The organism is Paenibacillus sp. FSL H7-0735, assembly GCF_038008505.1.
In the GTDB taxonomy this organism is placed as follows: Bacteria; Bacillota; Bacilli; order Paenibacillales; family Paenibacillaceae; genus Paenibacillus_AQ; species Paenibacillus_AQ odorifer.
The window spans coordinates 94,459-120,379 of the sequence record NZ_JBBOZH010000001.1 but is presented as its reverse complement, the minus strand read 5'-3'; the positions used below and the strand labels follow the sequence as shown (position 1 = coordinate 120,379).

Genomic DNA, 25,921 nt, shown 5'->3' with positions numbered 1-25,921 from the left:
GTCATTCGCCAGCGATTGCCCTAGAGTTATGTGAAAATGACATGGATGCTGTCGGCAAGTTTATATGACACGACAAAAAAACCGCAAGGGCGAAATGCCCTTGCGGTTATTTATGATGTACAGGTATTGGATTATACGCGTTTGGCTCCACGGCCTCCGCGCTTTCCTTCTGTGTTCTTCTTAATCGAAGATATCCGTTCTTCGCTGTCTTTCAGGAATCGCGACATTTTATCCTCGAATGAAGGTTTACCGGCTGCAGGCTTAAATGGACGCCCACCCCGTTCACGATTGAATCCACCGCCGCCTCCACCACTGCCGCCACCGCCGCCGAAACGGTCTCCGCCGCTAGGACGTTCTGGTCTTGGAGCTCTAGGCGGACGTACTTCCGATGCTGGCTTGTCAACAGCCTGCTTAATGGAAAGTCCGATCTTGCCGTCCTTATCGACGTTGATCACCTTGACGGTTACTACATCACTAATCTTCAGATGATCGTTAACATCCTTGACGTAATTATCGGCGATTTCCGAGATGTGAACGAGACCTGTGACACCTCCTGACAGATCCACAAATGCTCCGAAATGCGTGATGCCTGTCACTTTGCCTTCTAACTTGGTGCCCACTTCAATTGCCATAGAATAAAATGATCCTCCCTTAAAAATATACAGACGAATATTAAGGTCATCCTGTCTGCGGTGATTTGATTATACAGTAAAGAGCAAAGCAAGGCAACAGAGTAAAAGCCTCTTTTAGCCAGTATTATTGCTCTGATTGCTCTGTTCGAATAGGAGTTTCCCCTTGAGGATAGATATTGTACCATTTACGCGCTAATTGGCCAATATACTCATCATCATTAAGTCTGGACACTTCATATTTCAGTTGATTCAAAGATGACGTGACACTCTCGCTAGTCTTTTGTTTCTTGGCGAGTTGCTCGCCCTTGTCCGCAATAACTGCACTTTGATTGAAGTAAGTATAACCCGCCCAGCCAAAAAATACTGCCACAAAGAGAATCCACATGAATCTTCTTCTCTTCGCGCCTGCGGCCGAATTTTTGCTAGGATTACTTTTCTCTTCCGCAGTGAATCTGTTCATGCAGCGTACCCCCTAATTCAAAGGTCAGCGTTTCCGCCATTTGGTAATCCATCCAGTGATCTTCACGATCCAGGCGCTATGCTTAAGCCGTGATAACCATGGAGAAATCCACCTTACAGGTAATACCCAAATTGGCTTCGTTAGACGCAGCAGAAGCTTAAGGATGAATAATAGAATACGACCTAGCAGCACTAGCAACCCTATAATAAGGCGCCAAAGCCAGCGAAGAGGTTTACCTATCATAATCTCCATAAGTCTCCATAGCAATCTGCACATATACTGAACCGATTGAATTAACATTAACACAAAACGCCGCACCGTAACACTGAAGATCAAAAAATAGATCCATATTCCTAGAAATAAACCTAAAAAGACATAAAATCGCAATTGCCCCTGATTTCCGGCATAGAGCATTCTAAAAACAAACAAAGCAGCACAAAGCCAATACAGCAGGTCAAGCATGGCATTCAACCATTTGGGAAAATTGAACTTGAGCGACAGCACCCGGTAGCTGTCATAGGCCAGTCCCATTGTCACCCCGGCCAATATCATGTAGAACAGCGTCAGCCACTGAACTGCAGGATTCATTTAAATAGCTTACCGAGTAGACCTTTATTTTTGCCCTGCGATCCGGGATCTAGATAAATCAGAGAATGTACATTGCCCTCCAAGGACAACAGTCCATTCTCCAGACTTAAATTTTTGATATGTAAATGATTCCCGCGAATGGTGAGATGGCCGAGTTCTGTACGAAGCAAAAATTCCTCGCTATCAAAGCTCTCCACATTTTGCACGCCCGTCAACTCTAGCTGTTTACGACTGCGCATGTGCAGATCATGCTGTTTATTTACCTTTCCTGGCTCGATCATAGCATGTACCCCTCCTTCTTACCTCTAATCTATGGCAGTAGAAGAAGTTATAGAACATTCCAATCCACTAAAATAAGAGAGACAAAAAGAAAAAAAGAAGGTGCAACTCTACAATATGTAAAGTTGCACCTTCTTATTTACTATTCATTATGTTACTCCTACCAGTCCAATCCGCTGCTTTTGGCAACAGGCTCTTCCCGAAGTAGAGTATACATACCAGCGGCTTCGTCCTTGCGCGTCGTTTCGACTAGCTTTTCGACTTTGACCGTTACAAGCTTTTGTCCAAATTGCACAGTAATCTCGTCGCCGATCTTAACTGCACTACTTGGTTTAGATTCCCGCCCGTTAATCAGCACCCGGCCTTGTTCGGACACATCCTTGGCCACTGTCCGGCGCTTGATTAATCGGGACACTTTCAGGAATTTGTCAAGACGCATTAGTTAACGGCTTCTTTAAGCTTGTTACCAGCTTTGAATGCCGGTACAGTTGATTCTGGAATTTCAATCGTTGTGCCCGTTTGCGGGTTGCGACCAGTACGTCCTGCACGTTTACGAGTTTCGAATGTACCGAAACCGATCAGTTGGACTTTATCGCCTTTTGCCAAAGCTTCTGTGATCTCACCCAAGAATCCGTTCAATACTGCTTCTACATCTTTTTTTGCCAATCCGTTTTTCTCGGAAATGTTGTTTACCAAATCTGTCTTGTTCATAATTTAAAGTTCCTCCTAGGATACGAAAAAATAAATGAAACGAGATTCACCGCCATATTATGGGGCAAGTCGTCATTTCGTCTTTATGATATTCTTGATGTCATCTTAAAATCCTGCCACGAATCGTCGTTTTTTAAAAAAAGAAACAGTTATTTCTCAGAAATCGTCGCAGAATCTATTCTATAGCACTATTAAACTACTCGCCATAATCTAAATCAGAGATGAATGCTACTTTCACAGCATTGCCTCATCTTAAGGTCCGTATACCGTACATAGTCTGAGAAAATCACTATACTTTTCGTTCCTCAGTCTTTGCCTCCTGCCACAACTCTTCCATCTCTTCCAAGCTGCTATCCTCTACACTCACACCCTTGGCTCGCAGACTTTGCTCGATATACTGAAACCGACGCACAAATTTGCGGTTGGTCCGGGTTAAAGCTTCTTCCGGATCTGCACCAATAAATCGGGCAACATTGGTAACAGCAAATAATAGATCGCCCAGCTCCAGGATTTGATCCTCCGCGGCTGCGTCAGTATCGATGGCTTCTTGCAGCTCTTCTATTTCTTCACGAACCTTAGCTAAGCAATCCGTAGCGTTGTCCCAATCAAAGCCCACCTTGGATGCTTTTTTCTGAAGCTTGTACGCCTTCATAAGAGCAGGCAAATCACGCGGAACTCCACTGAGTACGGATAGTTCCTCGGGCTTTACGCCTTTCCGCCGCTTCTCCTCTGCCTTCATGCCCTCCCAATTGATCAGAGCTTCTTCAGCGTCATTCGCATTCTTGTCACCAAATACATGAGGATGGCGGAAGATAAGCTTATCATTCAGTCCTTCTATGACGTCAAATACGTTAAACGTGCCAAGCTCCTCTTCCATTTGGGAGTGCAGCATGATCTGCAGCAAAAGATCGCCCAGCTCCTCTTTCATATGGTCTGGGTCATCCTCATCAATCGTCTCAAGCACTTCATAGGTTTCTTCGATTAGATTTTTACGCAAAGATTCATGAGTCTGCTCCCGATCCCACGGACAACCGTCCGGACTGCGCAAAATATCGACAATCTCATGCAAGCGAGCGAAAGTACGACTTCTTAGCTTCTCATCACGATTCGCAGGTACATAGACCAGAGACAAATTGCCATAACCCTCAAGCCGGTCCAATTCGTATAGAGGAACAGTCACAATGCTTTCTTCGTTCTCCACGCCAAGGGCATGACCCACCACCACTTCATATTCCGGCGGATACAGCTCCATCAGACATAACTTTGTCTCCGAAGCTGTAAAGCTGTCATAAACCTGGCCAATCAGAGTATGCAATTCAGGTTGAAGCTGAGCGCTGCGAATGCCTGAAGCATCTAATAACTGGAACCCTTCAATAGGGTCAAACCCCAGTCGTACAAACGCCTCGTCCAGAAAACTCTCCCCGCCTAATATTTGCAGTTCTATTCCTTCTTCCGGGCAACGCTGACGCAGCTGTGAAACAGCTGACTCTGCAACCATGGGATGCCCCGGAACCGCATAGACAATATCTGTACCGTCTGCGGCAGAGCGAGCCTCTTCAATCAATTTTGAAGTAATTGCCGCATAGACCTCAGGAAACGAAGATAATGTTTCATACAGTCCATCAAAGGATTGCGTGGCGATTTCAAGCTCGGTGAGAGCAGCCATGACTGGATGCTCTTGGGTACGAACGTATACAACGGATGCTGCCTTCAGTTTTTTTATAATTCCTAGTGTCAGGCGATCGGGATTACCTGACCCGAGACCAACAACTGTTAATGTTGCACTCATATCTGTTCCTCCTTTTAAGCGAGTTAATTATGGAAATAAACGCAGCTTCTTGAACTTGTCCGCCAGAGACGGGCCGATGCCCGGAAGCTGGCGAAGTTCGCTTTCGCTGAGCAGCCGCAGCACCACCGCGCCTACGGCAAAGACAACGCAGCCTGCGAGCACCCCAAGCAGGCTCTGCGCCAAGCTGGCGGTGCGTCCGCCGCCGATGCCAGCGGCCGTAGCCGCGGCGCCAGTGCCCCAGCTGGCAGCTGCGGCGGCAAGAGCCAGGCCCGCTGTGAGCAGCGCGGGCCGTGCCAGGGCATCTGCGAGGCGAAGCCGCAGATGGCCCTGGCGGTACAGCAGCAGCACGTTAAGCGCTGCTGCGAACGAATGCGCGGCCACGCCAGCGATGGCCGCGCCGGTAATGCCCTGCTGCGGAACCAGCAGCAGGTTCAGGGCCGCCTTGAGCAGCGCGGCGGCCAAAAGGTGCAGGGCCGGGGCGCGCACGTAGCCGAGGCCCTGCAGGAGCGCAGCAGAGATGATGCTGACTGTACCGCCAACAGCGGTAAAAGCCAGCCAAGTCATTGTGCTGCTGCCAGCGGTATCGCCGTAAAGAGCCATATTAATCGGCTCAGCAAGCACTGCAAGGCCCGCTGAGGCCGCTAGACCTAACAGCCAGAACCAACGCAGCGACAAGCTGCAGCGGGTCTCAATCAGCTTCATATCTCCCTTGTACTTCGCTTCCGCCAAAGCGGGAATGAACACAACAGACAGTGAGGTGGCAATCATCGTTATAATCTGCACAAGTGGCAAACCCCGATTGTACACACCAAACTGGGCCATCGCAGCTACTTCACTTCCGTCAGACGACAGCAGTCGAGGCACAGTGAATACATCTACAAGACCGATAAGAGGCATAGCCAGTGCACCTAGCATTACGGGAATTCCATAAGCCAGCAGTGTACCTGCTTTAATGCCCATGAACCCTTGCTTGGAACCTAGTCCATGTCCTGCATCCAGCGCTCTTACACGCTGACTTTCGACAGCAGCAGCTACTTCAGCAGCAGCTTCCTGTTTTACCCTCCGGCGGTGACGTCTCAAGTACAGCAGCATAATTACAAGCCCTGCGGCTCCCCCTCCGGCAGAACCAAGCAGCGCGCCAGCAGCGATGCTCTCAGCTCCTGCTCCCTGCGAAGTGAGATATAAAAGAAGAACAATCATCACTGTAACCCGTACAGACTGCTCTACAATCTGTGACACGGCAGTAGGAACCATATTATGCAGCCCCTGAAAATACCCGCGTATGGCCGACATGACAGGGACAACTGCCAAACCCCAGGCGCTTGTCCGCAAGGCAGGCATTACATGTGAGTTACCTACCCATTCGGCAATGATGGGTGCACCTGCATAGGTGATGGCGCCGATAATCAAGCCGCTGATGCCTGTAATTAGCGCGGATAATAGTAGAATCCGCCGGCCTTCTTCATCGCGTCTCCCAGCCGAAGCTTCGGCGACAAATTTGGAGATCGCCGCAGGCAGACCTAGCATAGCTACTGTTAACAGCATCGTATACAAGGGATACACTGTGTTGTATATACCAAATACAGCATCTCCGCCTAGATTTTGCAGCGGAATTTTTTGGAGTGTGCCAATAAGCTTTGAGATAATGGCCGCGGCACTAAGGATAAATGCGCCTTGCAGCAATCGTGATGTTTGTGTATTGGATTTCATATAATACCTGCTTCTACAACTTTGATGGGATGAATTTCTATATTATAACTTATGTATGCCCACAAGTAGAAACGGTTTTGTGTAAACGACAAAACCCCGTTTGCCCTTTGTATATCTTACCAAAAGGAAACCGGGGTCTAAATTAAGATTACTGCTCCATTTGTTTGCCCAGGAAAGCGGCAGCCGTTTCGGCCATTTTTATTTCCATTTGCGCCATCTTCGCCGAATCATCCTTGCTCACCATCACTACACAACCAATAGGATCTCCACCGGAAATGATCGGTGAGGCTACATATGAGGACACCAAATCCGGATGATCTTTAGCGATTTCATAACTGCCTTCATTGGTTTCTAACACAGTCTTACGGCTGTCCATGACTTTCTCCAACAGCACTCCCACCTGTTTCTCCAAATAATCTTTTTTGGAGCCGCCTGCAAGGGCAATGAAGGTGTCACGATCAGCAATCATCGTAATGTGCCCAGTACCTTCGAACAATGACTCCGCGTACTCTTTTGCAAAGTCACCCAACTCACCAATCGGAGAATATTTCTTGAGAATGACTTCACCGTCCCGATCGACGAATATTTCCAGTGGGTCTCCTTCTCTAATACGAAGAGTACGTCTAATTTCTTTGGGAATAACCACGCGTCCGAGGTCATCAATACGGCGAACAATTCCAGTAGCTTTCATTTCACATGTGCCCCGCTTTCTTAAGAAGTATGGTCTTACTACTGTCCATTATGGGAAAGGATAATCCCAGTGATTTATCGTAATATCTGACCATAGTATTCATCTCTTCCCAGATCCTTATACATAAGCTGACATGTATTAATATCTGCATCAAGATAAAGGTAGTTCTACAACCGTTTCTGCGAAATAAAAAGCCATCTTCACTTTAAGTGAAGATGGCTTTTCTAAGGTAAGCTTGTCCATATTTACCGATGTTTATTCAGCGGCATCTGTAGCACTTGGGGATGCGCTTGGAGCTGTAGTGGCTTCTGTTCCACTATTTGTTCCGGTTTCATCTGCGGAAGCAGAGCTTTTTGGCAGATTGATGTTCTCAATAATGCCTTCCAGATCCTTTTCCATGAACGTTTCTAGGTTCTTGGATACAATTGAGCTCTTAATGCCTTCTTTTTGCTCATCCGTTAACTGGTCGAAAGTCTTGTCTGTACGGGACTCCACCTTGATGATGTGGTAACCGTAAGAAGTTTCTACAGGATCACTGATGGTATTTAGAGGCAAGGTCTGTGCAGCCTTCTTAAATTCATCCACATAAGTGCCTACAGCTTTATCTTTATATTCTCCGCCTGCCTCTTTAGAGCCAGTATCGTCAGAATATTCCTTAGCGATGGCTGCGAAATCAGCACCGCCATCCAGCTTCGCCTTAACTTCTTTCGCTATTTTAAGCGCTTCTTCGCTGGTACGCTCTTTGTTGTCTGCATCTGTCAGACCAATTAGCACATGACGCAGTGTGGCAACCGTAAAGTCGCCTTTAGTCGCTTCGAATTCTTTGACAACTTGATCATCAGTCACTTTAAGCAGCATATCCTGATAAACTGACAGCACACGCTCCATATAAGTACGAATATCTTTCTCTGTAACGTCAGCATCTTTCAGTGTCTTCTTATAGGTATCGCCCAATTGTTCCTTAATGCTTGCAATTTGAGTATCGGCTTCTTTCTCCGCTTGCTTTTTCGCTTCATCCGTTGCTTGGGAAGCCAAATATTCAAAGCCCACTTCTTGCTTCAGAATGGACTCCTTAAACGCATCAATCTCTAAATATTGCGCTTGTTGTGGAGATAGGAATTTCATGATTTTTTGATCCATTGCAAATTCCTTTTGTGTAATCGTTCCACCTTTATAAGTGGCTACAGCTTGATTATCATCAGCACTATTTCCACATGCTGCTAGCATAGAAAAGGAAACTGCCGCTGCCAATGAAACGAGCAGCACTTTCCATGATTTTGTTTTATTTAACGACATTGTGTAGTTCTCCCTTCGATTTAAAAGACTGTTTAGCTTCCTTAAGAAACTGTTCAAGCAAGTCAAGCAGCTGTTTATCACTTAAATCTTTCGATTTGACCCGGATACTGGCTTTCGCATCCCTATCAAATTGTACACGTCTTTCGAAGCTATTTCCAACTTTGGCGAGTTTCGCTGTGTCTAAAGCGCCGAGACTTCCCTCATAGAAATTCAAGGTAACATCATCTCCGCGTCTAATCATGGAATCAATGCCATACATTTTTCCATACACTTTCAAACGAGCAACCGATAGTAGATTCACCACGGCTTCAGGTAACTCACCGAACCGATCCAAGAGCTCATCTTCAAGCTCGGAAGCATCATCGAAGGAGGTTACTGCCGCCACTTTTTTATAAATTTCAATTTTTTGGATACTGTCGTAAATATACTCTGACGGCAGATACGCGTCAATCGACAAATCAATGACTGTATTGCCTTCTTTCAGGGATGTATCTTCCTCCCCAAGCACAGTAACCTTACGCTTACGAATTTCCTCCGCCAGCATTTGTGAGTACAGATCAAACCCCACGGATGCGATAAAGCCATGCTGCTCTGCACCCAGCAAGTTGCCTGCACCGCGAATAGACAGATCTCGCATCGCTATTTTGAAACCAGAGCCCAGCTCCGTAAATTCCTTAATAGACTGCAGACGTTTCTCTGCAACCTCTGTCAGAACCTTGTCCCGTTGATACGTGAAATAAGCGTAAGCGATCCGATTGGACCGGCCTACACGTCCACGCAGCTGATAGAGCTGAGACAAGCCCATTTTATCCGCATCATGCACAATAAGTGTATTAACGTTCGGAATATCTACGCCCGTCTCAATAATACTTGTGCTGACGAGCACATCGTATTCTCCGTCAAGGAAATCGAGAATGGTCTTCTCCAGCTCAGATTCCGACATTTGACCATGTCCGATGCCAACTCTAGCCTCAGGAACAAGCATAGAGATTTGAGCAGCCATTTCTTGAATGCCCTGCACACGATTATAGAGATAATAGACTTGACCACCGCGGGCTAATTCCCGCTCTACAGCTTCCCGCGTAAGGGTCTGGCTATGCTCCACTACATACGTCTGTACAGGGAATCTGTTCTCTGGCGGGGTCTCAATGACAGACAGATCCCGCACTCCGAGCATCGACATATGTAGCGTACGAGGAATTGGAGTTGCAGTCAGCGTAAGAACGTCTACATTCGTTTTCAGCTTTTTCAGCTTTTCTTTATGAGTTACGCCGAAACGCTGTTCTTCATCCACAATTAATAGCCCCAGATCCTTGAATACAAGGTCCTGAGATAACAGACGATGTGTACCGATAACTACGTCGACAGTTCCTGCCCTAACGCCTTTAATCGTCTCGTTCTGCTCTTTACGGCTGCGGAAACGACTTAAGACCTGAATATTAAGCGGGTAATTAGCGAAACGTTCCCGGAAGGTCTCATAATGCTGTTGAGCCAAAATCGTTGTCGGGACTAGCACCGCCACCTGTTTACCTTCAATCGCTGATTTAAAAGCCGCCCGAATAGCCACTTCAGTCTTACCATATCCAACATCACCGCAAAGCAATCGGTCCATTGGCCGGTTTTGTTCCATATCCTTCTTAATCTCTTCGATAGCCCGAAGCTGATCTCGGGTCTCTTCGTAAGGGAACATTTCTTCAAATTCATGCTGTTCCTGTGTATCCTTTTCAAAACCATATCCTGCGGCACTTTGGCGCTCAGCATATAGTTTTATCAAATCATCAGCAATATTCTGAACGGAGGAACGAACCTTATTGGTGACTCGTGTCCATTCATTGCCGCCTAGCTTATATACTTTCGGCTCTTTATCTTCGGAACCGACATATTTCTGAATCAGGTCAATCTGCTCAATCGGAACTGAGAGCTTATCGCCGCCAGCATACAGAATATGCATGTAATCACGGTGAATACCGCTGACCTCAAGCGTGCCGATTCCCATATATTTTCCGATACCATGGTTCTGGTGGACGACATAATCACCGATTTTCAGCTCTGTGTAACTCTTGATCCGTTCAGCATTATCTATTCCTTTGGAAATCTTCCGTGCCTTCCGCTGCTTCTGAGAGAACATTTCCCCCTCAGTTATAACTGCTAGATGAATAGAGGGCAGCTCAAAACCAGAACCCAGATTTCCTTGTACAATCATCGGCTCGTTAATGCCGTAATCATAAAGAACTCTGCGCACTCGTTCAATCCGTTCCTCACTGCTCGCAAGCATCATTACCTTAACACCGGACTTCTGCCAACGCTCCATCTCCGATTTCAGCACATTCATCTGGCCATGGAAATCCTGCATTCCACGACTGATAAATCCAAGAATGTTCTGAGGCTGAATATGCGGAACCTGACGTAAAAAGATTGACATAAACAGACTTTGGAACGGGCGCTGATACATAACAACATCCGTATCGACAGAGAGATCTAGATCCGGTAAAGATTTGCCGTTTTGCAGCAAATGCAGGTTCCATTCCGATTCATCCCGTTCAAGCTGTCTCGCCGTTTCGAGCAGTCTTGTCGGCTCATCTAGAATAAGAATGGTATCCTGGGCCATGTAATCAAATAAATGAGAGCGTTCAGGATATAAAAGACTGATATATTTATAGATCTCCGGGAAATAAGTACCTTCCCGCAGCATTTCCAGCTCACGGCCAATTTCTTCCCGCAGCCTGAGCTTCGCCTGGCGATCCGCCATCTTCTCCAACTGTCGCTCCATCATAGCTGAGGCTTCAGCAGAAGCAGATTCCTGGCGCAATCTACTAGCTATAATCTCTTTAGCCGGTGTAATCTTCACACTACGTACCTTATCAATAGAACGCTGATCCACTGGATCAAAAGTTCTTATGGAATCAACCTCATCGTCAAATAACTCAACCCGATAAGCCAAAGGAGATGTCATTGGATAAAAATCAATTATTCCACCCCGTACGCTCAGTTCACCACGATTTTCAACCCGCTCTACTCTTTCATAGCCCATTTCAATCATGGACATCAAAAATTCATCCAGAGCAAGCGTTCCATCTTGGGAAACGGTGACTTGTGCCTCTGCCATAACCTCTGGGGCTGGCAGCAATCTACGCACTCCTGAGTAAGGAACTACAACAATACCACGGAAGCCCTGAGCACATTTGGTCAGCACATCTATACGCTGAGCCAGTGTCTCTGGGCTTGATACAGCCGCTTCTGCAGCCACTAGTTCATTGGCGGGATAGAGCAGAACCCGGTCAGGAGAAAGCGCTTCCTGCAAATCATCGGCCATCTTCTGGGCCGAAAACATATTATGAGTCACTACAAGTAAGGGACGAGTTGTCTCTTCATGTAATGCTGCAAGCATAATCTGTCTAGCAGAACCTGTAAGCCCCGAAATGAGCTGCTCTTTCATACCTGCAGCAACACCATGGGTGATAGACTGGAAATCGGGATCCTTGGAAAAAGCTTCTATAAGACCTTGTAACAACAGGCGCACCTCTCTTACTAAACAGGCTAACGGTGGCGTAGCCACCGTCACCTATTATGATTGGAATCGAAAAGAAGCCTCAGCTGTAACGCCAAGGCTTGCGGATGACGATAGAGACAGGCGCTTCCACCTTACTGAAGCGGACTTGTCAGCAGGCTAAGCTCCGGATTGTTCTCTAAAGCCTCCTTGCAATAGTCGCAAGTAACCTTTACCGTGATTTCACCTTCTGAATTATACGCTATTATATCTCTGCGCTCCGCAGGGGTCAAGGAATGAAGGCCCAACTGCATTTCTGTAACATCACTTCTATTAATACTGCCTAGAGATGTCTTACAGTGCCTACAAACATAGTTTATTGCCATCTATATGCCTCCTGAAGGTACTATATACCTTCAGTATGTCCGGGCAGCTTCATCTTTAGCCTTAAAAACAACAGGGTTTACAGATTAACCATTGAACTTAGCCATCGTCTGCTCGAATGAATGCTGTAAGCTGTATTCCAGTGCATCACAAGTATTAAGGATCATTTGCTTAAGCGGATCGCTTTCCTTCTTAGGAAAAGTAGAAAGTACATAATCGACAATAGCAAAACCTGGCTCAGGACGAGAAATACCCATTCGTACCCGATTGAAATTCTGTGTTCCTACATGCTGGATGATGGATTTAATTCCATTATGTCCACCAGCGCTTCCTTGATAACGCAAACGGATTTTTCCGATTTCTGTATCCAAATCATCATAAACGACGATCATATCTTCAAGTTGAACTTTGTAATAATCCATATAAGCGCGAACGGCCTCACCGGACAAGTTCATAAAGGTCATGGGCTTAATCAATACGGTTTTGACGCCACCAATGACCCCTTCACCGATGACGGATTTACATTTGCTCTGGTTGAAGGCAATTCCGTTCTGGGCGGCAAGCTCATCCAAAGCCATAAAGCCAACATTATGCCTTGTTTTCGCGTACTGTGTTCCGGGATTTCCCAATCCGACAATCCATTTCATTATCGAACCTTTCCTTTCCATTCCGGCTCTCCGGCAAGAGGAGTCCGTTTTTGGTACAATAGATCTAATCTACATATCTCTGTGCAACCAGAGCGAAATTATACTCCGAAGACAGGTGATAACCCATGCCGCACAAAGGCGAATTATTGACACATCAACGCCATTTTCAGTACCACATCCAATATGCTGTGCCCGTGGAAATATATAAGGGCGACGTGCATATTGATATCGGTGTATTAACAGCGGTAGACGAAGCTTTCGTGGAGCTACAAGGGACACTCTATAACCGCAGTTTATTCACCTTTGTCTCCCGCCCCGGATATTGAATCCAGTAGTTCTACCTGTAGCACGCCGATAAGGGTTACATCTCCGAGAACGGAGGTGTAACCCTTTTGTACTATTCATTCGTTATATTTATTCAATCTCGAACAATTTACTAATCGACAACTCTTCATGAACGCGGATAATTGCCTCACCCATAAGTGGAGCCACGGACAACACCTTGAGCTTAGAGGTTGGATTCGCGCTGCGAATTGGAATGGTATCCGTCACGATAATTTCTTTGATTGGAGAATTCTCCAGACGCTCGTGTGCAGGACCAGACAATACTGGGTGTGTACAGCATGCGTATACTTCCTTCACGCCGCCTTCCATCAAAGCATTAGCACCAAGTACGATAGTTCCAGCGGTATCGATGATATCATCAATCAGGATGGCTGTTTTGCCTTCGATATTACCGATGATGTTCATAACTTCGCTGACATTAGGTTCTGGACGACGCTTGTCTATAATAGCCAGTGGAGCGTTCAGGAAATCAGCAAGCTTTCTTGCACGTACTACACCGCCATGATCCGGCGATACGACAACTGGGTTCTCGATTTGCTTGGAACGGAAATACTGAGCCAGAATCGGTACACCAAGCAAGTGATCCACTGGAATATCGAAGAATCCTTGAATCTGCATGGCGTGAAGATCCATCGTGATTACACGGTGAGCGCCAGCCTTTTCAATTAGATTCGCTACCAGCTTAGCAGTAATGGGGTCACGCGAACGGGCTTTACGATCTTGACGGGCATATCCGTAGTAAGGGATAACCACGTTGATGCTTTTTGCGGAGGCACGTTTAAGCGCATCTACCATAACCAAAAGCTCCATCAGGTTATCATTTACAGGGCCACAAGTGGATTGAACAATATAAACATGGCATCCCCGAACGCTTTCTGACAGCTTGACCTGAATTTCTCCATCGCTGAAACTTGTGGTGTGTGATTCACCCATCGGAATCCCGATGTAATCAGCAATTTGACTAGCTAGCTTAGGATTGGAGTTACAGGTGAAAATCTTTAACTTGGAATCACAATAAGTCATAAAATATAAACCCTCCGTGACGGAATTTAGCTTTCCAAAGGCGCCGGCGCGGAAATATAAGTCCGTCCGGCGCTTCTTAGCAACGCTTTACGATGGACTCGAGTGGTCTTTCTTCGCTTTAGCACGGGAACGGATCTTCTCTGCATATCCCGGTTTGTTCTCTTGTCTTACTCTAGCTACAGCCAGATCGTTCTCGGAAACGGAACGTGTAATTGTCGAACCTGCTACAACAAAAGCCCCTTTGCCCACAGTGACTGGAGCAACAAGGTTAACATTACTGCCAATAAAGGCATCGTCTGCGATTGTTGTCTTGAATTTATTATACCCGTCGTAGTTAACGGTAATCGCACCGCACCCGACGTTTACATTCTTACCTACAGATGCGTCGCCGATATAACTAAGATGTGACACCTTTGAACCGTCACCAATAGTAGCATTCTTGATCTCGACGAAATCTCCAACCTTAACTTCTTCTCCAAGCACAGAGCCTGGACGCAAATAGGCAAAAGGCCCAACGGTTGTCCGTGCGCCGACTTGAGCTTGATTCAATACGGACTGCTTAATCGTTGCTTCATCCATGATCTGACAGTCTTCGATTTCACTAGCCGGTCCGATCACACAATTGTCGCCGATTACAGTCTTCCCTTTCAGGATGGTTCCTGGATAAAGCGTTGTATCTGATCCGATAACTACATCTGCTCCGATATAAGTGGAGGCTGGATCAATGATGGTTACACCACCGAGCATGTGTTTACGATTAATACGTTGACGCATAAAGGCTTCCGCTTCAGACAAAGCTAAACGATCATTAACGCCGATAGACTCAGCTGCGTCATGGGTCTGATATCCTAGTACGGTATCCCCTTGTGAACGAAGAATCCCAATCACATCAGTCAAATAATACTCCTGCTGGTTATTACTGTTCGTTACCTTTTCGAGTGCAGCAAATAATTTAACATTATCAAAACAATAAGTGCCTGTATTGATTTCCTGAACCGCATCTTCTTCCGTAGTGCAATCCTTCTGCTCTACAATCTTCAGAACGCCGCCATCTTCACCACGAATAATTCTTCCGTAGCCCGTAGGCTTTTCCATAACTGCTGTCAATACGGTTGCAGCCGCATTACGCTGTTCATGAAGCGCCATGAGTCCTTCCAGGGTCTCCGTGGTTACGAGTGGTGTGTCTCCACAAATAACTATAGTTGTTCCTTCTTCGCCAGCAAGTAAATCCTTTGCTTGTTTGACAGCATGGCCAGTGCCGAGCTGAGTTTCCTGCAGAACGTATTCCGCTCCATCACCTACATAGGCCTTAACTTTCTCTGCGCCATGCCCAACAACAACAACGGTGCGCTGGCATCCGGTCGCTTTTACTGTATCAAGCACGTGCCCTACCATCGGCTTACCGCAAACGGGGTGCAGCACCTTATATAATTTAGATTTCATTCGCTTGCCTTGACCTGCGGCAAGTACTACAGCCATTCTTTTCAAGAATGCCAACCTCCTACTCTTGAACTCACTACTGAATATATCTCATTCCGGGCAAAAAGAAAAGAGAACCATGAAGTCATGGTTCTCTTTTCTATAAACCCCAAGTTAGAAAAGCATTTATCGCTGCCTTTCGAAGATGTCGTCAAATCCTTCACCAGCAATAGCTTTTCTTGCAAGATCAGGCTGCTAATTCATGAAGTGTATGTCGGTGTGATCTTATCAAAAACGGCGGATCCTACGCCACCCAAAAGGTAGCAGTCTTCCGAGGAAGCCTAAGCTCCCTCTTCAATAACTTCTTCTTCTTCCGTAGCGGCGCGATCGTACTCGGCCAGAACCGCGGATTGAATCTTCTCGCGTGTTCCCGAAGAGATCGGGTGCGCGATATCGCGGAATTCGCCGTCCGGTGTACGCTTGCTGGGCATTGCAACAAACATCCCATTATTGCCATCGATGACGCGAATGTCATGAACAACAAACTCGTTATCGATGGTAATGGATGCGATTGCTTTCATTCTCCCCTCAGAGTTAACGCGGCGGAGTCTGACATCCGTAATTTGCATGTGTGTGTTCACCACCTTTTTCCATCAGAGACTTGGTGTATAATTCCACACAGCAAAGCGAATTCCTTCTTTTTCATTCCATAAAATACCTAAAAAAGAAATATATTTTTTGGGATATGTTGTTTTCGACATACATCGAGTAGTTTTCTTAATATTCCTTACGTTTTCGACAATTTCCACGCTTTTTGAAAATGTAAGAGAATGGCTAATCAAGAGGAAAAGTAGTTGCCCGGATGCGCCGAAATTCTCCGCTCTTTTGAGTCTACTTCACTTAGTTTTACCAAGGACACGTAATCGTGCAACAGACGCTCTTCGGTCTCTACAGCGCCTGATTCCACTAAAACGCCTACCCCAGCAACCTCGGCATTAAATTCACCGAGCAGATCGACCATACCACGTACAGTCCCTCCCGCCTTCATGAAGTCATCTACGATAAGTACTCGCGATTTCTCCTTGAGTGCCCGTCTTGAGAGAGACATTGTGTGTATGCTTTTATGAGATCCTGATACGTAGTTAATACTTACTGCTGATCCCTCTGTAACCTGATGGTCACGTCGCACAAGCACTACCGGCAAGCCTAGCTGTGCTGCTGTTGCATAGGCTAGTGGAATGCCTTTCGTTTCAACGGTCATCACCACATCGATTTCCGATCCGTAAAAGGCCGTTGCGATGATCTTACCCGCCTGTTCCATCAAAGACGGCAACCCAAGTAGATCCGACATATACAAATAACCGCCAGGCAATATCCGGTCAGTCTGCTCTAGCTGCACACATAAGCGCTGCACAAAGGTTAGCGCCATATCTTTAGGCATAACTGGGATATAACGAACTCCACCCGCTGCACCAGCTAAAGTCTGCAGCTCTCCGATGCCTTCACCTTCAAATACTTCTTTTATGATTGCCAAATCTTCACTGATGGAGGACTTAGCCGCTCCATAGCGATCGGCAAATATAGACAGCGGCAGTAGTTCATGCGGCCGCTCAAGTAAAAACTGAGTCATGTCTACCAAACGTTGGCTTCTTTTTAATTTCTTCACGGAATGCTCCTCGCCAAAACCGAATATTTTAGAAAAATATATCACTTTTGTACGGGTTTATACAAGAGAAGCAGACTAATTCAGTGATCTCACTGCGTAGACTTCCTTGCAGAACCCTCGCAGTCCGTTGTAAATCCTTGCTACTTTAGACTGCTTGGACACTAAACCGAATACGGTAGGTCCGCTGCCTGACATCAACACCCCATCTGCTCCGAGCTTTATCATCGCTTCCTTGAGCTGCTGAACCTCTGGATGCAGCCTTAGGGTAACATCTTCAAGCACGTTGCCTAGATGGTTGCATACGCCCCCAAAGTCTCCTGCTTCAATCGCTTGCTGCATCTTTCGAGCAGAAGGATGCACAGCTATATTATTGCTCCGAACGCGTCCATACACTTCTGCAGTCGATACATTGATCGGTGGTTTCGCCAACACAACCCAACATTGTGGCGGGTTGTTGATTGGCGTAAGCTTTTCGCCTCGTCCTGTAGCTAAGGCTGTGCCGCCTGTGACGCAGAAAGGCACATCTGAACCCAGCTCAGCGCCAAGCTCCTGTAGCTCCTGCGCAGGAATACCGAGACGCCACAGACGGTTTAGACCGCGTAGCGTAGCTGCGGCATCACTGCTGCCGCCAGCCAGGCCAGCCGCAACCGGAATTCTTTTATCCAGATGGATATGTACCCCACTCTTCACGTTATAACGGTCTTTAATAAGCCTTGCCGCCTGGAAAGCTAAATTTTTCTCGTCCAGGGGAATATAACCAGCCTGACTTGATATTATAATAGTATCCCTTGGCAGCTCAGACAGCTCTAAGCGGTCTGCTAAATCTACCATGGTCATAATCATTTCCACCTCATGAAAACCGTCAGCACGTTTGTGCAGCACATCCAGCATCAAATTAATTTTAGCTGGTGCCTTTTCATACATTTTCAAGGCGTTCACCCACCTTCAGCTTTTCCCGTAAAAACAACTTAACATATTATATGAGAAACTTCTAATGAAGTCCAATATTAAAAGGGTGTCGCCTTTTAGACGCACCCTTTTTCAGTAATATTCACTTTATAGCCTAAAATTTAAGATTTCCGCGCGGCCTGTTCAGCAAGCTGTATCGCTTTTTTCACCATGTTGCCAGCGTCTTGAGTTGTAATTCCACCCCAGCCCTCACGTTCTACGGTTTCATAAAAACCCAGCTCCTTGGCTAACTCTGTCTTCAGTTCCTCCGACATCATGCCTCGTTTTCTGCGGCTCATTACGGAATTCCTCCCTTATGAAAATAAATGATTAACCCGTTGCCCAATTAGTATGCTTGCTTAGAACACGGATCATGCACCAAATATTTGTCCCAAAAAACGCAAACAAAAAACAGCCTCCAAAGGAGACTGTTCGTGAAACATTAAGCTTTAATATACATAATCCGCATCTGCCCATCGTCTTCACAAACTGTGATTTCCACAGATTCAGTAAGTATATCGGCATAGCTATAGGAGACTCGCTTAAAAGTTTGCTGCTCCTGATCCAGTTTGACAATAAATACAGAAGGGTACGTTTCTTCCAGGACACCTGTGCGTTCAACGGTTTTACGACGACCTCCGTTTGCACGCAATGTGATCTTATGACCGACGTGAGCTTCAAGACTGCGTTTGATTTCCAACAGCGCGTTATTAGCCATTACCTGACGACCACCTCTTTTCTTGTCCATTATACAACTTTTTCAGGACAATGTCAAAGCAAATAAATAATTAATTATAGTTGATGCATATTTCGTTGTCAACGGAATTTTTTTGCGGGAAATCAGCGCCGGACTAATATCCTTGTTATCTGTAATATAGGCATCACAAAGAAAAAAAGAAAGGGTTAAGCTCAGCGCTCACCCTTTCTTTTGGATATTCTATTCAGCCCATTCAAATTACCTATATTCCTGAAACCATAGACCTATCTCTGCCGCTTAAATGGCTGATGGTGTCACTTTTAGCGCCGACAGATTCTGCAGCCGCGGCATTCCGATACGGAAGCTGCCACGGGTCTCAACACCACCAATACCCTGATTACCGCTGATGGTATTATTCAGAACATCACTAAGATTTACAGTATCCCTGATGGAAGTAAAGGATGATTTTGCTGCTACATAAACGGGATCCAGAGCATGGATCAAAATTCGACCAGGTGAACTGGCAAAATTAGCCCCAGCTCCAAGTAATGCCTCGAAATGAGATTGGCAAGCACCGGCAACAATAGTCAACGCATCAAAATTCCGCTCGTACTCCCTAGCTACCCTAATAGCAGCTATAAAGTTTTGCGAATTTTTATAGCTATTCAGACTATACAGATCGTAAGTATGCTGTTGCTTCAGTACCCCATCATGACCAGTGATCACTACAATGTCTGGGCGTACACGGGGCAACAGCCGGTATAACGTATCAGCCATTGCAGATTCATGAACATGATGCCCTTCAGCGGGAATCCGCAGCTGCTCGTATAAGCTAAGGCTCTTATTCAAATATGCCGGATCGCCATCCAGATGCAGTACTTTACCCGGCACTTCAAAATAAGGAGCTTCCTTGGACGGTGGAGCCCATGTCCCCTCTGTTAGGGTTCCCCCGCTCCGCTGACTTTGCTCCTGACGGTCCTTCCGCAGCTGTGTCAGTGATTCCTTCGCTTTGATCTGTGCTTGCTGTCCCCGTTCCGTTATTCGGGTAGGAGGCACTTGAACCAGGTCATCCAGAGGAGAATCCGCCAACAGGCGGAAATCTGTGCCTTTAATGACGGCTCTATCCTGCACAATATTATCTACACGAAATGTTAAATCACCGCCATAAGATTTGCGAACGACCAAGTCTCCTAAATTCATTACAACCACCACCTCTACCCCATCGTATGGGCAAAGGCCTCAGTTGGTTCATAACTCGCCATATTTTTAAAATATAAGAATGTATAATGCTCCACCAGAATAACATCCTTATATTTCTACGAGAAACGGTTGTCGTCCTTTAAGACAACAACCGTTTCTTATTGCTTATTCAATTCCAGCGGCTAGCAAAACACCGCTTAAGCGGGCGTATTCTTCAAGACTGAGTGTTTCTCCGCGACGGGTCGGTTCAATACCCGCTTCTGCGAGTAAAGCCTCCAGCTGCTCACGTCCTTGTTCAGGGAAGTAACGAGCCTTCAGATTGTTAGCAATCGTCTTGCGGCGCTGTGTGAAAGAAGCGTGAACCACTTCAAAGAAATGCTTCTCACTCTCCACCTTTACCGGAGGATGCTCTCTAACCTTCAGACGGATAACAGCAGACTCCACATTAGGTTGAGGGATGAATACCGTACGCGGCACGATACAGACGAGCTCAGGCTCGCTGTAGTACTGCACGGCAATGCTAAGACTTCCGTATTCCTTTCCACCTGGAGATGCAGCCATACGCTCCGCAACCTCCTTCTGAATCATTACAACGATGTTATCAAGGGGAAGCTTCTCTTCAAGCAGCTTCATCAGAATCGGAGTAGTCACATAATAAGGCAGGTTAGCAACCACACTGACCTTGTTCACAGTGGTGAAATCTTCCTTGAACATTTCCTGCAAGTTCACATTGAGGACATCATCGTTACGAACCTTAACATGGGGATAAGGGGAAAGTACGTCTTTTAATATTGGAATCAGTCTACGGTCAATCTCTACGGCAGTTACAGCACCGGCTGTTAGTGCCAGACGTTCCGTCAGCGCTCCAATTCCCGGCCCGATCTCCAGCGCCCCAGAATCGCTATCTAGTCCAGCAGCGTCTACAATCTTGTCCAAAATATTTTGATCAATCAAAAAATTCTGTCCCAGGCTTTTCTTAAACTTGAATCCATAACGTTGAATAATCTCTTTGGTCCGTTTTGGAGTCGAAATTTCCTCTCTACCACTCATGAAGTAATGCCTCCCTGATCAATTTGGGCGAGAGCCCCGGCAAATTCCTCCCGCGTAATCCCAAACATCGCCAGCCGCTTGTACAGCTGTTTGCCGTTACAATATCCGATTCCAAGCAAATTACCAAGCGCCATACGTCTTTCAGCAGCCCGAGGGTGTACAAGCATTCCAGCGGCCATAAGGTCATCAATACCAATCAAAGCAGGTGCTCCTTCAAAAGAGGTATGTACATTACGCAGCGCATGACGAATCGCCTCTGGCGATGCATTCTCTACACCGATATCCCCTTTTCGAGTTGCGTCCTTCTCCGGAATAAAAGCATGCTTGCAGCCCGGCACCTTCGCTGAAACGATTTTACGAATTCGCTCCCCGGCATGGTCCGGGTCCGTAAGAATAATAACCCCTCTGCGTTCCATAGCTAGCGCAATCTTCGCAATTACAGTCCGGTTTACAGCAGAGCCGCCTGTCTCAATCGTATCTGCTTCCACAGCACGCTTAATGGCTACGGTATCGCTTTTGCCTTCAACGACGATTAATTCCTTAATCATATTTCTTGACTCCTTCCAAAAAAAGCAAAAAGAAGAGGATTCGCTCCTCTTCTTTTGGTTAAAGAATGTATAAGTGATGAGCGGTTGCTCTGCGATCAACGAAATGATCATCCAGCGTTCCTTACGGTTATCATCACTATAGCTTATCAAAGGATTTTTTGCAAAAGCTTCAGTTCTAGTTAAGCTCTGGTTTCACAGGTCCAATCACATATACGGTACGTGATTTACGGCCGAAATTACGAGCATGGCTCAGGGAATCATAATAGACATCCACTTTATTGCCTTTAATGGCACCGCCAGTATCCTCTGCACGGCGGAATCCAAGCCCATCGATATAAACCCACCAGCCAATAGGAATTACATTCGGATCTACTGCAATTGTACGACCTTCCGTTACGCGTGTTCCGGAGGCAGTTTTAGTACCTATTCCTGGCTCTTCTGACGAATAAGCTGTCATGGAGACGTTCTTAATCATCTTCTTGTACTCAAAGTCTACGCCAGCCTTGCTTGTGACGTTCTTAGTCTTAGCGCTAACTTTAGTCGTTTTGGAGGTAGTGCTTGATTTGGAAGTTGTTGTAGCTTTAGCAACTACAGTAGGCTTAGGAAGTGCTTTAGTACCAACGGCAATGATCTTATCTTTTGTTACCGTTTGTACTTCCTTGCCGATCATGCGCATAGAGGCCAGTTCTCCGTCTTGATAGATCTTTTCAATATGCTGAACCATGACGCCTGGTTTGCCTGCCTGTGCCACTCTAACTGTTCCCACAGTAAGGGAGGGATCTGCTGTCTTAATAACACGGAAAGGTAAGTTAGTTGTTCGCTGTACCGTTTGCTTGTTGATACGAACGATCTTAATCTCCATGTCAGCAGAGATGGTGGTGTCTAACGAAGGAAAAATCTTATCATAGCCTTCTAGGTTGATACCCAGTTTGTCAATCGCCTGACCGATAGTGTCTTCGGTCGTATATAACGTTTTTGTTGCTCCGTCCGCAGTAAGGCTAAATTTCTGCGCACGATTGATAACGACACGGTCACCGTCTTTTATTTCATCACTCAGACCTAAAGATAATTCATCATGCGGCTGCAGCGAAATTTGCTCTTTCTCCAACACATCACCAAGAAGTGCTTCTCGCGTTTCAAGTGTCTGTGTTTGCCCGTCTATTACTAAAACAAATTGTTTGTTACTTTGACCGTGTACGTACAGCAGAATTAACAGCGCGATTGCGATTGAAATCACACCTGCAAGTAAAAGTACGCGAGTATTTACTTGCTCCCACCGTAATGCGAAAGACCTGCTGGATGACTGCGAATCATGGGATACCTCTGGTTGGAATAAGCCCATTCTCTCCATCCTCCTTACATAGCCTCGTCGTCAATTTGTATATCATGAGGACTGAATTTCTTTGACGAAACTATTTGAGATTGTCACAGGATACGCACGTATTAACTTAGCGTCTCCTGCTCATGGATCGCCTGCTCGGCACAGCTACTCCCACACCTGTTATATAACAGTATGCGGGCAACATTCAGTTTATTCAAAAATAAAGAAGCCTAAAAAGAGTTCTCTTGAGGACTCTTTCGTGGCTTCTCCGATGTCAGAATACGCGGGAATGTTTGTGCACGAGGTTGCCTCTCTTACTTGCGCTTACGGGGTTAGCTGTCGGGTTCGGACGAAAGAGAGACGCCCTATTTCAGGTCACCCGCTCACGGCGGTTGCCCTTAAATTCACCCCAAAGACCACGTGAAGAAATCAAATATTGTTCTGCGGCAATTCCTAGTCGTATTCAAGATACAGGCATGCGGCAGTTCAATATTGGTTCCCCCGTTCTCCATACGGAGACTCAGCGAGACGATCCATGAATCAATGGCTGTCACAATAACAACAGCTCACATCACTGAAAAGATGATATCCTGTTTTGATGCATGTTGTAAAGGACGATTCAACCACGTTTAAGCAAATATATGGTTAAAATATTGTAATAATCAGCCGTTTTTATATTAAAAAAGTTTAATATATCGGCTATTCTCTATTTTTCACCCGTTTTACTCCTGTTTTCAGACAATCCCAAATCGTTCCAGTGCGTTCGCATACGTAATTTTAGCCAATTCTTCCCATGTTAACCCTTTAATTTCAGCCGCAGCCTCTGCTACTAACTTCACATGAGCACTCTCATTTCGCTTGCCACGGAAGGGGTGTGGAGTCAAATATGGAGCGTCTGTTTCGATCAATAATCGGTCCAATGGCGTCTGTGCAAGCACCTCTTTAGGCACTCTGGCATTTTTGAACGTTATCGGTCCTCCAAATGACAAATGAAATCCAAGGTCTAGACACATTTTTGCTGTTTCCCAGCTGCCTGAGAACGAATGCATCACGCCACCAATTTCATTTGCTTTTTCCTCCCGTAAAATCCGTACAACATCTTCATGAGCATCACGGTCATGTATACAGATTGGCATTTTTAGTTCACGGGCTAGTCCGATTTGTTTGCGGAAGACCTCCTGCTGCACATCCTTGGGAGAGGTATCCCAATAATAATCCAATCCAATCTCTCCGATGGCCACCACTTTTTCATGGCTGCAAAGAGAGGCGATCCAATCGAGGTCCCCCTCTTTCATATCAATCGCATCCTGTGGATGCCAGCCCACCGCTGCATAAATATAATCATAAGATTCAGCCAGCTTCATCGTTGAAGGGATCGTTTCCCGATTAAATCCAATATTGATCATCTTGCTAACTCCGGCCTCTACTGCACGAGCAATAACTTCCTCGCGATCCTCGTCGAATTGAGGCGCATCTAGATGTGTATGTGTGTCGAACAGATACATTTTAAAGCTCACTCCTTGTTGTTTTTATCAATAGTTCCATAAATATTTGTATTATTTTGCAAAAATCTCTGCTACAGAAGAGGGCAAGCGTGTAAGGGCTTTTTTCAGCTTATCCTGTGGGAAATATAGATGATATCTGCCACGATGAATTCCGCTTATTGAGCGCACAATATCCGATACCTCTGAAATTTCCCGCAATTGCTCATTCCGATCAAGCAGTAAAATTTGATTATTGTCGAAGGCTGCTCCTGGACGGAACACATCATAAGGCAAATCTGTCGGATAATCAATCTCTAGGTCATATTCTGGGTTAAGTCCCACTCCCGCAAAACTGCTGCGGATTTCCGTAATCATATCTGTATCCAAATTCTCGATCTCTACATATTTATACAGTTTACGATGAATAAAACGGGTACACAAGTCGCTTAATAACTCATCTTCTTCAAGTGTCCATTGCATAAAAGCAGTCTGTACCAGTGCCTCATCAAGCATTAAATATTGCTTCACTGTTACTTCTCCTCGAAAGAGATCTTCCAGCGGAGCGATCATAAAGCGAAATTTGTACCCCTCTTGGAACAATTCTTTAGCTCTACGGAAGATTTGACGCAAAATAATTTCAGAGCTGCGCGTCACCGGATGAAAATATACCTGCCAGTACATTTGATAACGTGACATTAAATAATCTTCAATGGCATGCATACCTGATTCTTTTACTACAATCCGCCCATTATAAGGACGAAGCATTCTCAAAATCCGATCAATGTCGATGGTTCCATAGTTTACACCTGTATAGTACGCATCACGCAGCAAATAATCCATACGATCAGCATCCAGCGGACTGGAAACCAAATTGACAACAATTTCATGCTCATAAGTCTTAGAGATAACTGAAGCTACTTTACGAGGAAAATCTTCCTCCACATCACGCAATATTTCGGTAATCTCCGTGTCCTCCAAAATAATCCGGCAGGTCCAATCCTCATGGTTCATTTCAAAAGCTTCTTCTATAGAATGGGAAAATGGGCCATGCCCTAAATCATGCAGCAAAGCCGCACACAAAGTAAGCAAACTTTCTTCCGGAATCCAATCCTTATACCCGCTGCGCTCAAATTGCGAAATGATTCTTCGTGTAATTTCATATACTCCTAAAGAATGAGAAAATCGACTATGCTCTGCACCATGAAAAGTGAGATATGAGGTACCTAACTGGCGAATCCGGCGTAAACGCTGAAATTCTTTTGTATTAATTAGTCGCCAAATAATCGTATCCTGTACATGAATATAATTATGAACGGGATCCTTGAAAACCTTTTCTTCCGTGAGCGGCTGCTTCATGAGATCAACTCCTTCTAATAATTTAATATGATTTTAACTAATATCAGTATATAATAAGTAATTATGTCGTACTTTGTCGAAAAGTATCATTTTTGGTCTTGGTAAATCGACAAAATGCTTTCAGGGCAATTCTTAATTTTTATAGGGACATTCAAAGTTCTTATGGAAATTTTCTTATTCAGCCTATGAA

The 25,921-nt window shown here is 45.7% G+C and carries 27 protein-coding genes and 1 riboswitch; of the genes, 1 reads left to right on the top strand and 26 read right to left on the bottom strand.

Going from position 1 to position 25,921, the window contains the following annotated elements; translation table 11 throughout:
• Positions 1-131: 131 nt before the first annotated feature.
• The 13 genes from NSS82_RS00580 to pth form a co-directional block, all read right to left on the bottom strand.
• Positions 132-632: a S1 domain-containing RNA-binding protein gene (locus NSS82_RS00580; RefSeq protein WP_036678766.1), complete on the bottom strand. Its 501-nt coding sequence runs from the start codon at positions 630-632 to the stop codon at positions 132-134.
• A 124-nt stretch (positions 633-756) separates the two neighbouring features.
• Positions 757-1,092 (bottom strand): FtsB family cell division protein, encoded by a 336-nt coding sequence (locus NSS82_RS00575; protein WP_036678769.1) that lies wholly within the window; start codon positions 1,090-1,092, stop codon positions 757-759.
• Positions 1,093-1,116: 24 nt separating this feature from the next.
• Complete coding sequence (gene yabQ / locus NSS82_RS00570) at positions 1,117-1,680, bottom strand: spore cortex biosynthesis protein YabQ (protein ID WP_036678771.1); 564 nt, start codon at positions 1,678-1,680, stop codon at positions 1,117-1,119.
• A complete protein-coding gene (gene yabP / locus NSS82_RS00565; protein ID WP_036678773.1) occupies positions 1,677-1,961 on the bottom strand; it encodes a sporulation protein YabP in 285 nt (94 codons plus the stop codon). Before yabP ends, yabQ begins: the two co-directional genes overlap by 4 nt.
• Before the next feature lie 158 nt (positions 1,962-2,119).
• Entirely contained in the window at positions 2,120-2,398 is a 279-nt protein-coding gene (locus NSS82_RS00560) for an RNA-binding S4 domain-containing protein (RefSeq protein ID WP_036678775.1), read from the bottom strand.
• Complete coding sequence (locus NSS82_RS00555; RefSeq protein WP_036678778.1) at positions 2,398-2,670, bottom strand: HU family DNA-binding protein; 273 nt, start codon at positions 2,668-2,670, stop codon at positions 2,398-2,400. Before NSS82_RS00555 ends, NSS82_RS00560 begins: the two co-directional genes overlap by 1 nt.
• Before the next feature lie 289 nt (positions 2,671-2,959).
• Positions 2,960-4,459, bottom strand: coding sequence for a nucleoside triphosphate pyrophosphohydrolase (gene mazG / locus NSS82_RS00550; protein WP_076099916.1), 1,500 nt, complete (start codon positions 4,457-4,459; stop codon positions 2,960-2,962).
• A gap of 27 nt (positions 4,460-4,486) precedes the next feature.
• Complete coding sequence (locus NSS82_RS00545) at positions 4,487-6,169, bottom strand: putative polysaccharide biosynthesis protein (protein ID WP_076186809.1); 1,683 nt, start codon at positions 6,167-6,169, stop codon at positions 4,487-4,489.
• Positions 6,170-6,317: 148 nt separating this feature from the next.
• Complete coding sequence (gene spoVT / locus NSS82_RS00540) at positions 6,318-6,860, bottom strand: stage V sporulation protein T (RefSeq protein WP_036678783.1); 543 nt, start codon at positions 6,858-6,860, stop codon at positions 6,318-6,320.
• 255 nt (positions 6,861-7,115) lie between these two features.
• A complete protein-coding gene (locus NSS82_RS00535; protein WP_036678785.1) occupies positions 7,116-8,156 on the bottom strand; it encodes a peptidylprolyl isomerase in 1,041 nt (346 codons plus the stop codon).
• Positions 8,143-11,667, bottom strand: coding sequence for a transcription-repair coupling factor (gene mfd / locus NSS82_RS00530; RefSeq protein WP_038568019.1), 3,525 nt, complete (start codon positions 11,665-11,667; stop codon positions 8,143-8,145). The genes NSS82_RS00535 and mfd overlap by 14 nt, the downstream gene beginning before the upstream one ends.
• Before the next feature lie 131 nt (positions 11,668-11,798).
• The gene (locus NSS82_RS00525; protein WP_036678789.1) at positions 11,799-12,029 is read right to left on the bottom strand and encodes an anti-sigma-F factor Fin family protein; all 231 of its coding nucleotides are present in this window, start codon (positions 12,027-12,029) and stop codon (positions 11,799-11,801) included.
• 84 nt (positions 12,030-12,113) lie between these two features.
• Positions 12,114-12,674 carry an aminoacyl-tRNA hydrolase gene (pth, locus tag NSS82_RS00520; RefSeq protein ID WP_036678864.1) on the bottom strand — a complete coding sequence of 187 codons (561 nt, stop codon included), beginning with the start codon at positions 12,672-12,674 and terminating at the stop codon, positions 12,114-12,116.
• 125 nt (positions 12,675-12,799) lie between these two features.
• Here pth and NSS82_RS00515 point away from each other — a divergent pair, with 125 nt between their 5' ends.
• A complete protein-coding gene (locus NSS82_RS00515) occupies positions 12,800-13,000 on the top strand; it encodes a hypothetical protein (RefSeq protein ID WP_036678792.1) in 201 nt (66 codons plus the stop codon).
• An 88-nt stretch (positions 13,001-13,088) separates the two neighbouring features.
• Here the strand turns inward: NSS82_RS00515 and NSS82_RS00510 are convergent, their stop codons facing one another.
• The 13 genes from NSS82_RS00510 to NSS82_RS00450 form a co-directional block, all read right to left on the bottom strand.
• Positions 13,089-14,042, bottom strand: coding sequence for a ribose-phosphate diphosphokinase (locus NSS82_RS00510; protein ID WP_036678796.1), 954 nt, complete (start codon positions 14,040-14,042; stop codon positions 13,089-13,091).
• An 87-nt stretch (positions 14,043-14,129) separates the two neighbouring features.
• On the bottom strand, positions 14,130-15,530 hold the full coding sequence (gene glmU / locus NSS82_RS00505) for a bifunctional UDP-N-acetylglucosamine diphosphorylase/glucosamine-1-phosphate N-acetyltransferase GlmU (protein ID WP_076273191.1): 1,401 nt from the start codon (positions 15,528-15,530) through the stop codon (positions 14,130-14,132).
• Positions 15,531-15,802: 272 nt separating this feature from the next.
• Positions 15,803-16,090, bottom strand: a complete 288-nt coding sequence (spoVG, locus tag NSS82_RS00500) for a septation regulator SpoVG (protein WP_020425826.1) — start codon at positions 16,088-16,090, stop codon at positions 15,803-15,805.
• Positions 16,091-16,299: 209 nt separating this feature from the next.
• Positions 16,300-17,127, bottom strand: a complete 828-nt coding sequence (purR, locus tag NSS82_RS00495; protein WP_036678807.1) for a pur operon repressor — start codon at positions 17,125-17,127, stop codon at positions 16,300-16,302.
• Between the two features lie 75 nt (positions 17,128-17,202).
• Complete coding sequence (gene ispE / locus NSS82_RS00490; RefSeq protein WP_036678809.1) at positions 17,203-18,057, bottom strand: 4-(cytidine 5'-diphospho)-2-C-methyl-D-erythritol kinase; 855 nt, start codon at positions 18,055-18,057, stop codon at positions 17,203-17,205.
• 140 nt (positions 18,058-18,197) lie between these two features.
• A complete protein-coding gene (locus tag NSS82_RS00485) occupies positions 18,198-18,374 on the bottom strand; it encodes a small, acid-soluble spore protein, alpha/beta type (protein WP_036678812.1) in 177 nt (58 codons plus the stop codon).
• 143 nt (positions 18,375-18,517) lie between these two features.
• Entirely contained in the window at positions 18,518-18,793 is a 276-nt protein-coding gene (gene veg, locus NSS82_RS00480; protein WP_019914493.1) for a biofilm formation stimulator Veg, read from the bottom strand.
• 276 nt (positions 18,794-19,069) lie between these two features.
• Entirely contained in the window at positions 19,070-19,972 is a 903-nt protein-coding gene (gene yabG, locus NSS82_RS00475) for a sporulation peptidase YabG (protein WP_036678813.1), read from the bottom strand.
• A 165-nt stretch (positions 19,973-20,137) separates the two neighbouring features.
• On the bottom strand, positions 20,138-21,022 hold the full coding sequence (gene rsmA / locus NSS82_RS00470) for a 16S rRNA (adenine(1518)-N(6)/adenine(1519)-N(6))-dimethyltransferase RsmA (RefSeq protein ID WP_036678815.1): 885 nt from the start codon (positions 21,020-21,022) through the stop codon (positions 20,138-20,140).
• Positions 21,019-21,570 (bottom strand): ribonuclease M5, encoded by a 552-nt coding sequence (rnmV, locus tag NSS82_RS00465; RefSeq protein WP_036678817.1) that lies wholly within the window; start codon positions 21,568-21,570, stop codon positions 21,019-21,021. The genes rsmA and rnmV overlap by 4 nt, the downstream gene beginning before the upstream one ends.
• Positions 21,571-21,745: 175 nt before the next feature.
• The gene (locus NSS82_RS00460; RefSeq protein WP_036678820.1) at positions 21,746-22,912 is read right to left on the bottom strand and encodes a 3D domain-containing protein; all 1,167 of its coding nucleotides are present in this window, start codon (positions 22,910-22,912) and stop codon (positions 21,746-21,748) included.
• 285 nt (positions 22,913-23,197) lie between these two features.
• Positions 23,198-23,427, bottom strand: a riboswitch (cyclic di-AMP (ydaO/yuaA leader).
• Positions 23,428-23,625: 198 nt separating this feature from the next.
• Entirely contained in the window at positions 23,626-24,396 is a 771-nt protein-coding gene (locus NSS82_RS00455; RefSeq protein WP_036678823.1) for a TatD family hydrolase, read from the bottom strand.
• A 51-nt stretch (positions 24,397-24,447) separates the two neighbouring features.
• Complete coding sequence (locus NSS82_RS00450; protein ID WP_038568006.1) at positions 24,448-25,731, bottom strand: HD domain-containing protein; 1,284 nt, start codon at positions 25,729-25,731, stop codon at positions 24,448-24,450.
• Positions 25,732-25,921 lie beyond the last annotated feature (190 nt).

Excerpts from the sequence above, each read along its gene's own strand:
- NSS82_RS00580 (WP_036678766.1), bottom strand. The coding sequence starts at position 632 with ATGGCAATTGAAGTGGGCACCAAGTTAGAAGGCAAAGTGACAGGCATC.
- NSS82_RS00575 (WP_036678769.1), bottom strand. The coding sequence starts at position 1,092 with ATGAACAGATTCACTGCGGAAGAGAAAAGTAATCCTAGCAAAAATTCG.
- yabQ (WP_036678771.1), bottom strand. The coding sequence starts at position 1,680 with ATGAATCCTGCAGTTCAGTGGCTGACGCTGTTCTACATGATATTGGCC.
- yabP (WP_036678773.1), bottom strand. The coding sequence starts at position 1,961 with ATGATCGAGCCAGGAAAGGTAAATAAACAGCATGATCTGCACATGCGC.
- NSS82_RS00560 (WP_036678775.1), bottom strand. The coding sequence starts at position 2,398 with ATGCGTCTTGACAAATTCCTGAAAGTGTCCCGATTAATCAAGCGCCGG.
- NSS82_RS00555 (WP_036678778.1), bottom strand. The coding sequence starts at position 2,670 with ATGAACAAGACAGATTTGGTAAACAACATTTCCGAGAAAAACGGATTG.
- mazG (WP_076099916.1), bottom strand. The coding sequence starts at position 4,459 with ATGAGTGCAACATTAACAGTTGTTGGTCTCGGGTCAGGTAATCCCGAT.
- NSS82_RS00545 (WP_076186809.1), bottom strand. The coding sequence starts at position 6,169 with ATGAAATCCAATACACAAACATCACGATTGCTGCAAGGCGCATTTATC.
- spoVT (WP_036678783.1), bottom strand. The coding sequence starts at position 6,860 with ATGAAAGCTACTGGAATTGTTCGCCGTATTGATGACCTCGGACGCGTG.
- NSS82_RS00535 (WP_036678785.1), bottom strand. The coding sequence starts at position 8,156 with ATGTCGTTAAATAAAACAAAATCATGGAAAGTGCTGCTCGTTTCATTG.
- NSS82_RS00525 (WP_036678789.1), bottom strand. The coding sequence starts at position 12,029 with ATGGCAATAAACTATGTTTGTAGGCACTGTAAGACATCTCTAGGCAGT.
- pth (WP_036678864.1), bottom strand. The coding sequence starts at position 12,674 with ATGAAATGGATTGTCGGATTGGGAAATCCCGGAACACAGTACGCGAAA.
- NSS82_RS00515 (WP_036678792.1), top strand. The coding sequence starts at position 12,800 with ATGCCGCACAAAGGCGAATTATTGACACATCAACGCCATTTTCAGTAC.
- NSS82_RS00510 (WP_036678796.1), bottom strand. The coding sequence starts at position 14,042 with ATGACTTATTGTGATTCCAAGTTAAAGATTTTCACCTGTAACTCCAAT.
- spoVG (WP_020425826.1), bottom strand. The coding sequence starts at position 16,090 with ATGCAAATTACGGATGTCAGACTCCGCCGCGTTAACTCTGAGGGGAGA.
- NSS82_RS00485 (WP_036678812.1), bottom strand. The coding sequence starts at position 18,374 with ATGAGCCGCAGAAAACGAGGCATGATGTCGGAGGAACTGAAGACAGAG.
- veg (WP_019914493.1), bottom strand. The coding sequence starts at position 18,793 with ATGGCTAATAACGCGCTGTTGGAAATCAAACGCAGTCTTGAAGCTCAC.
- yabG (WP_036678813.1), bottom strand. The coding sequence starts at position 19,972 with ATGAATTTAGGAGACTTGGTCGTTCGCAAATCTTATGGCGGTGATTTA.
- rsmA (WP_036678815.1), bottom strand. The coding sequence starts at position 21,022 with ATGAGTGGTAGAGAGGAAATTTCGACTCCAAAACGGACCAAAGAGATT.
- rnmV (WP_036678817.1), bottom strand. The coding sequence starts at position 21,570 with ATGATTAAGGAATTAATCGTCGTTGAAGGCAAAAGCGATACCGTAGCC.
- NSS82_RS00460 (WP_036678820.1), bottom strand. The coding sequence starts at position 22,912 with ATGGGCTTATTCCAACCAGAGGTATCCCATGATTCGCAGTCATCCAGC.
- NSS82_RS00455 (WP_036678823.1), bottom strand. The coding sequence starts at position 24,396 with ATGTATCTGTTCGACACACATACACATCTAGATGCGCCTCAATTCGAC.
- NSS82_RS00450 (WP_038568006.1), bottom strand. The coding sequence starts at position 25,731 with ATGAAGCAGCCGCTCACGGAAGAAAAGGTTTTCAAGGATCCCGTTCAT.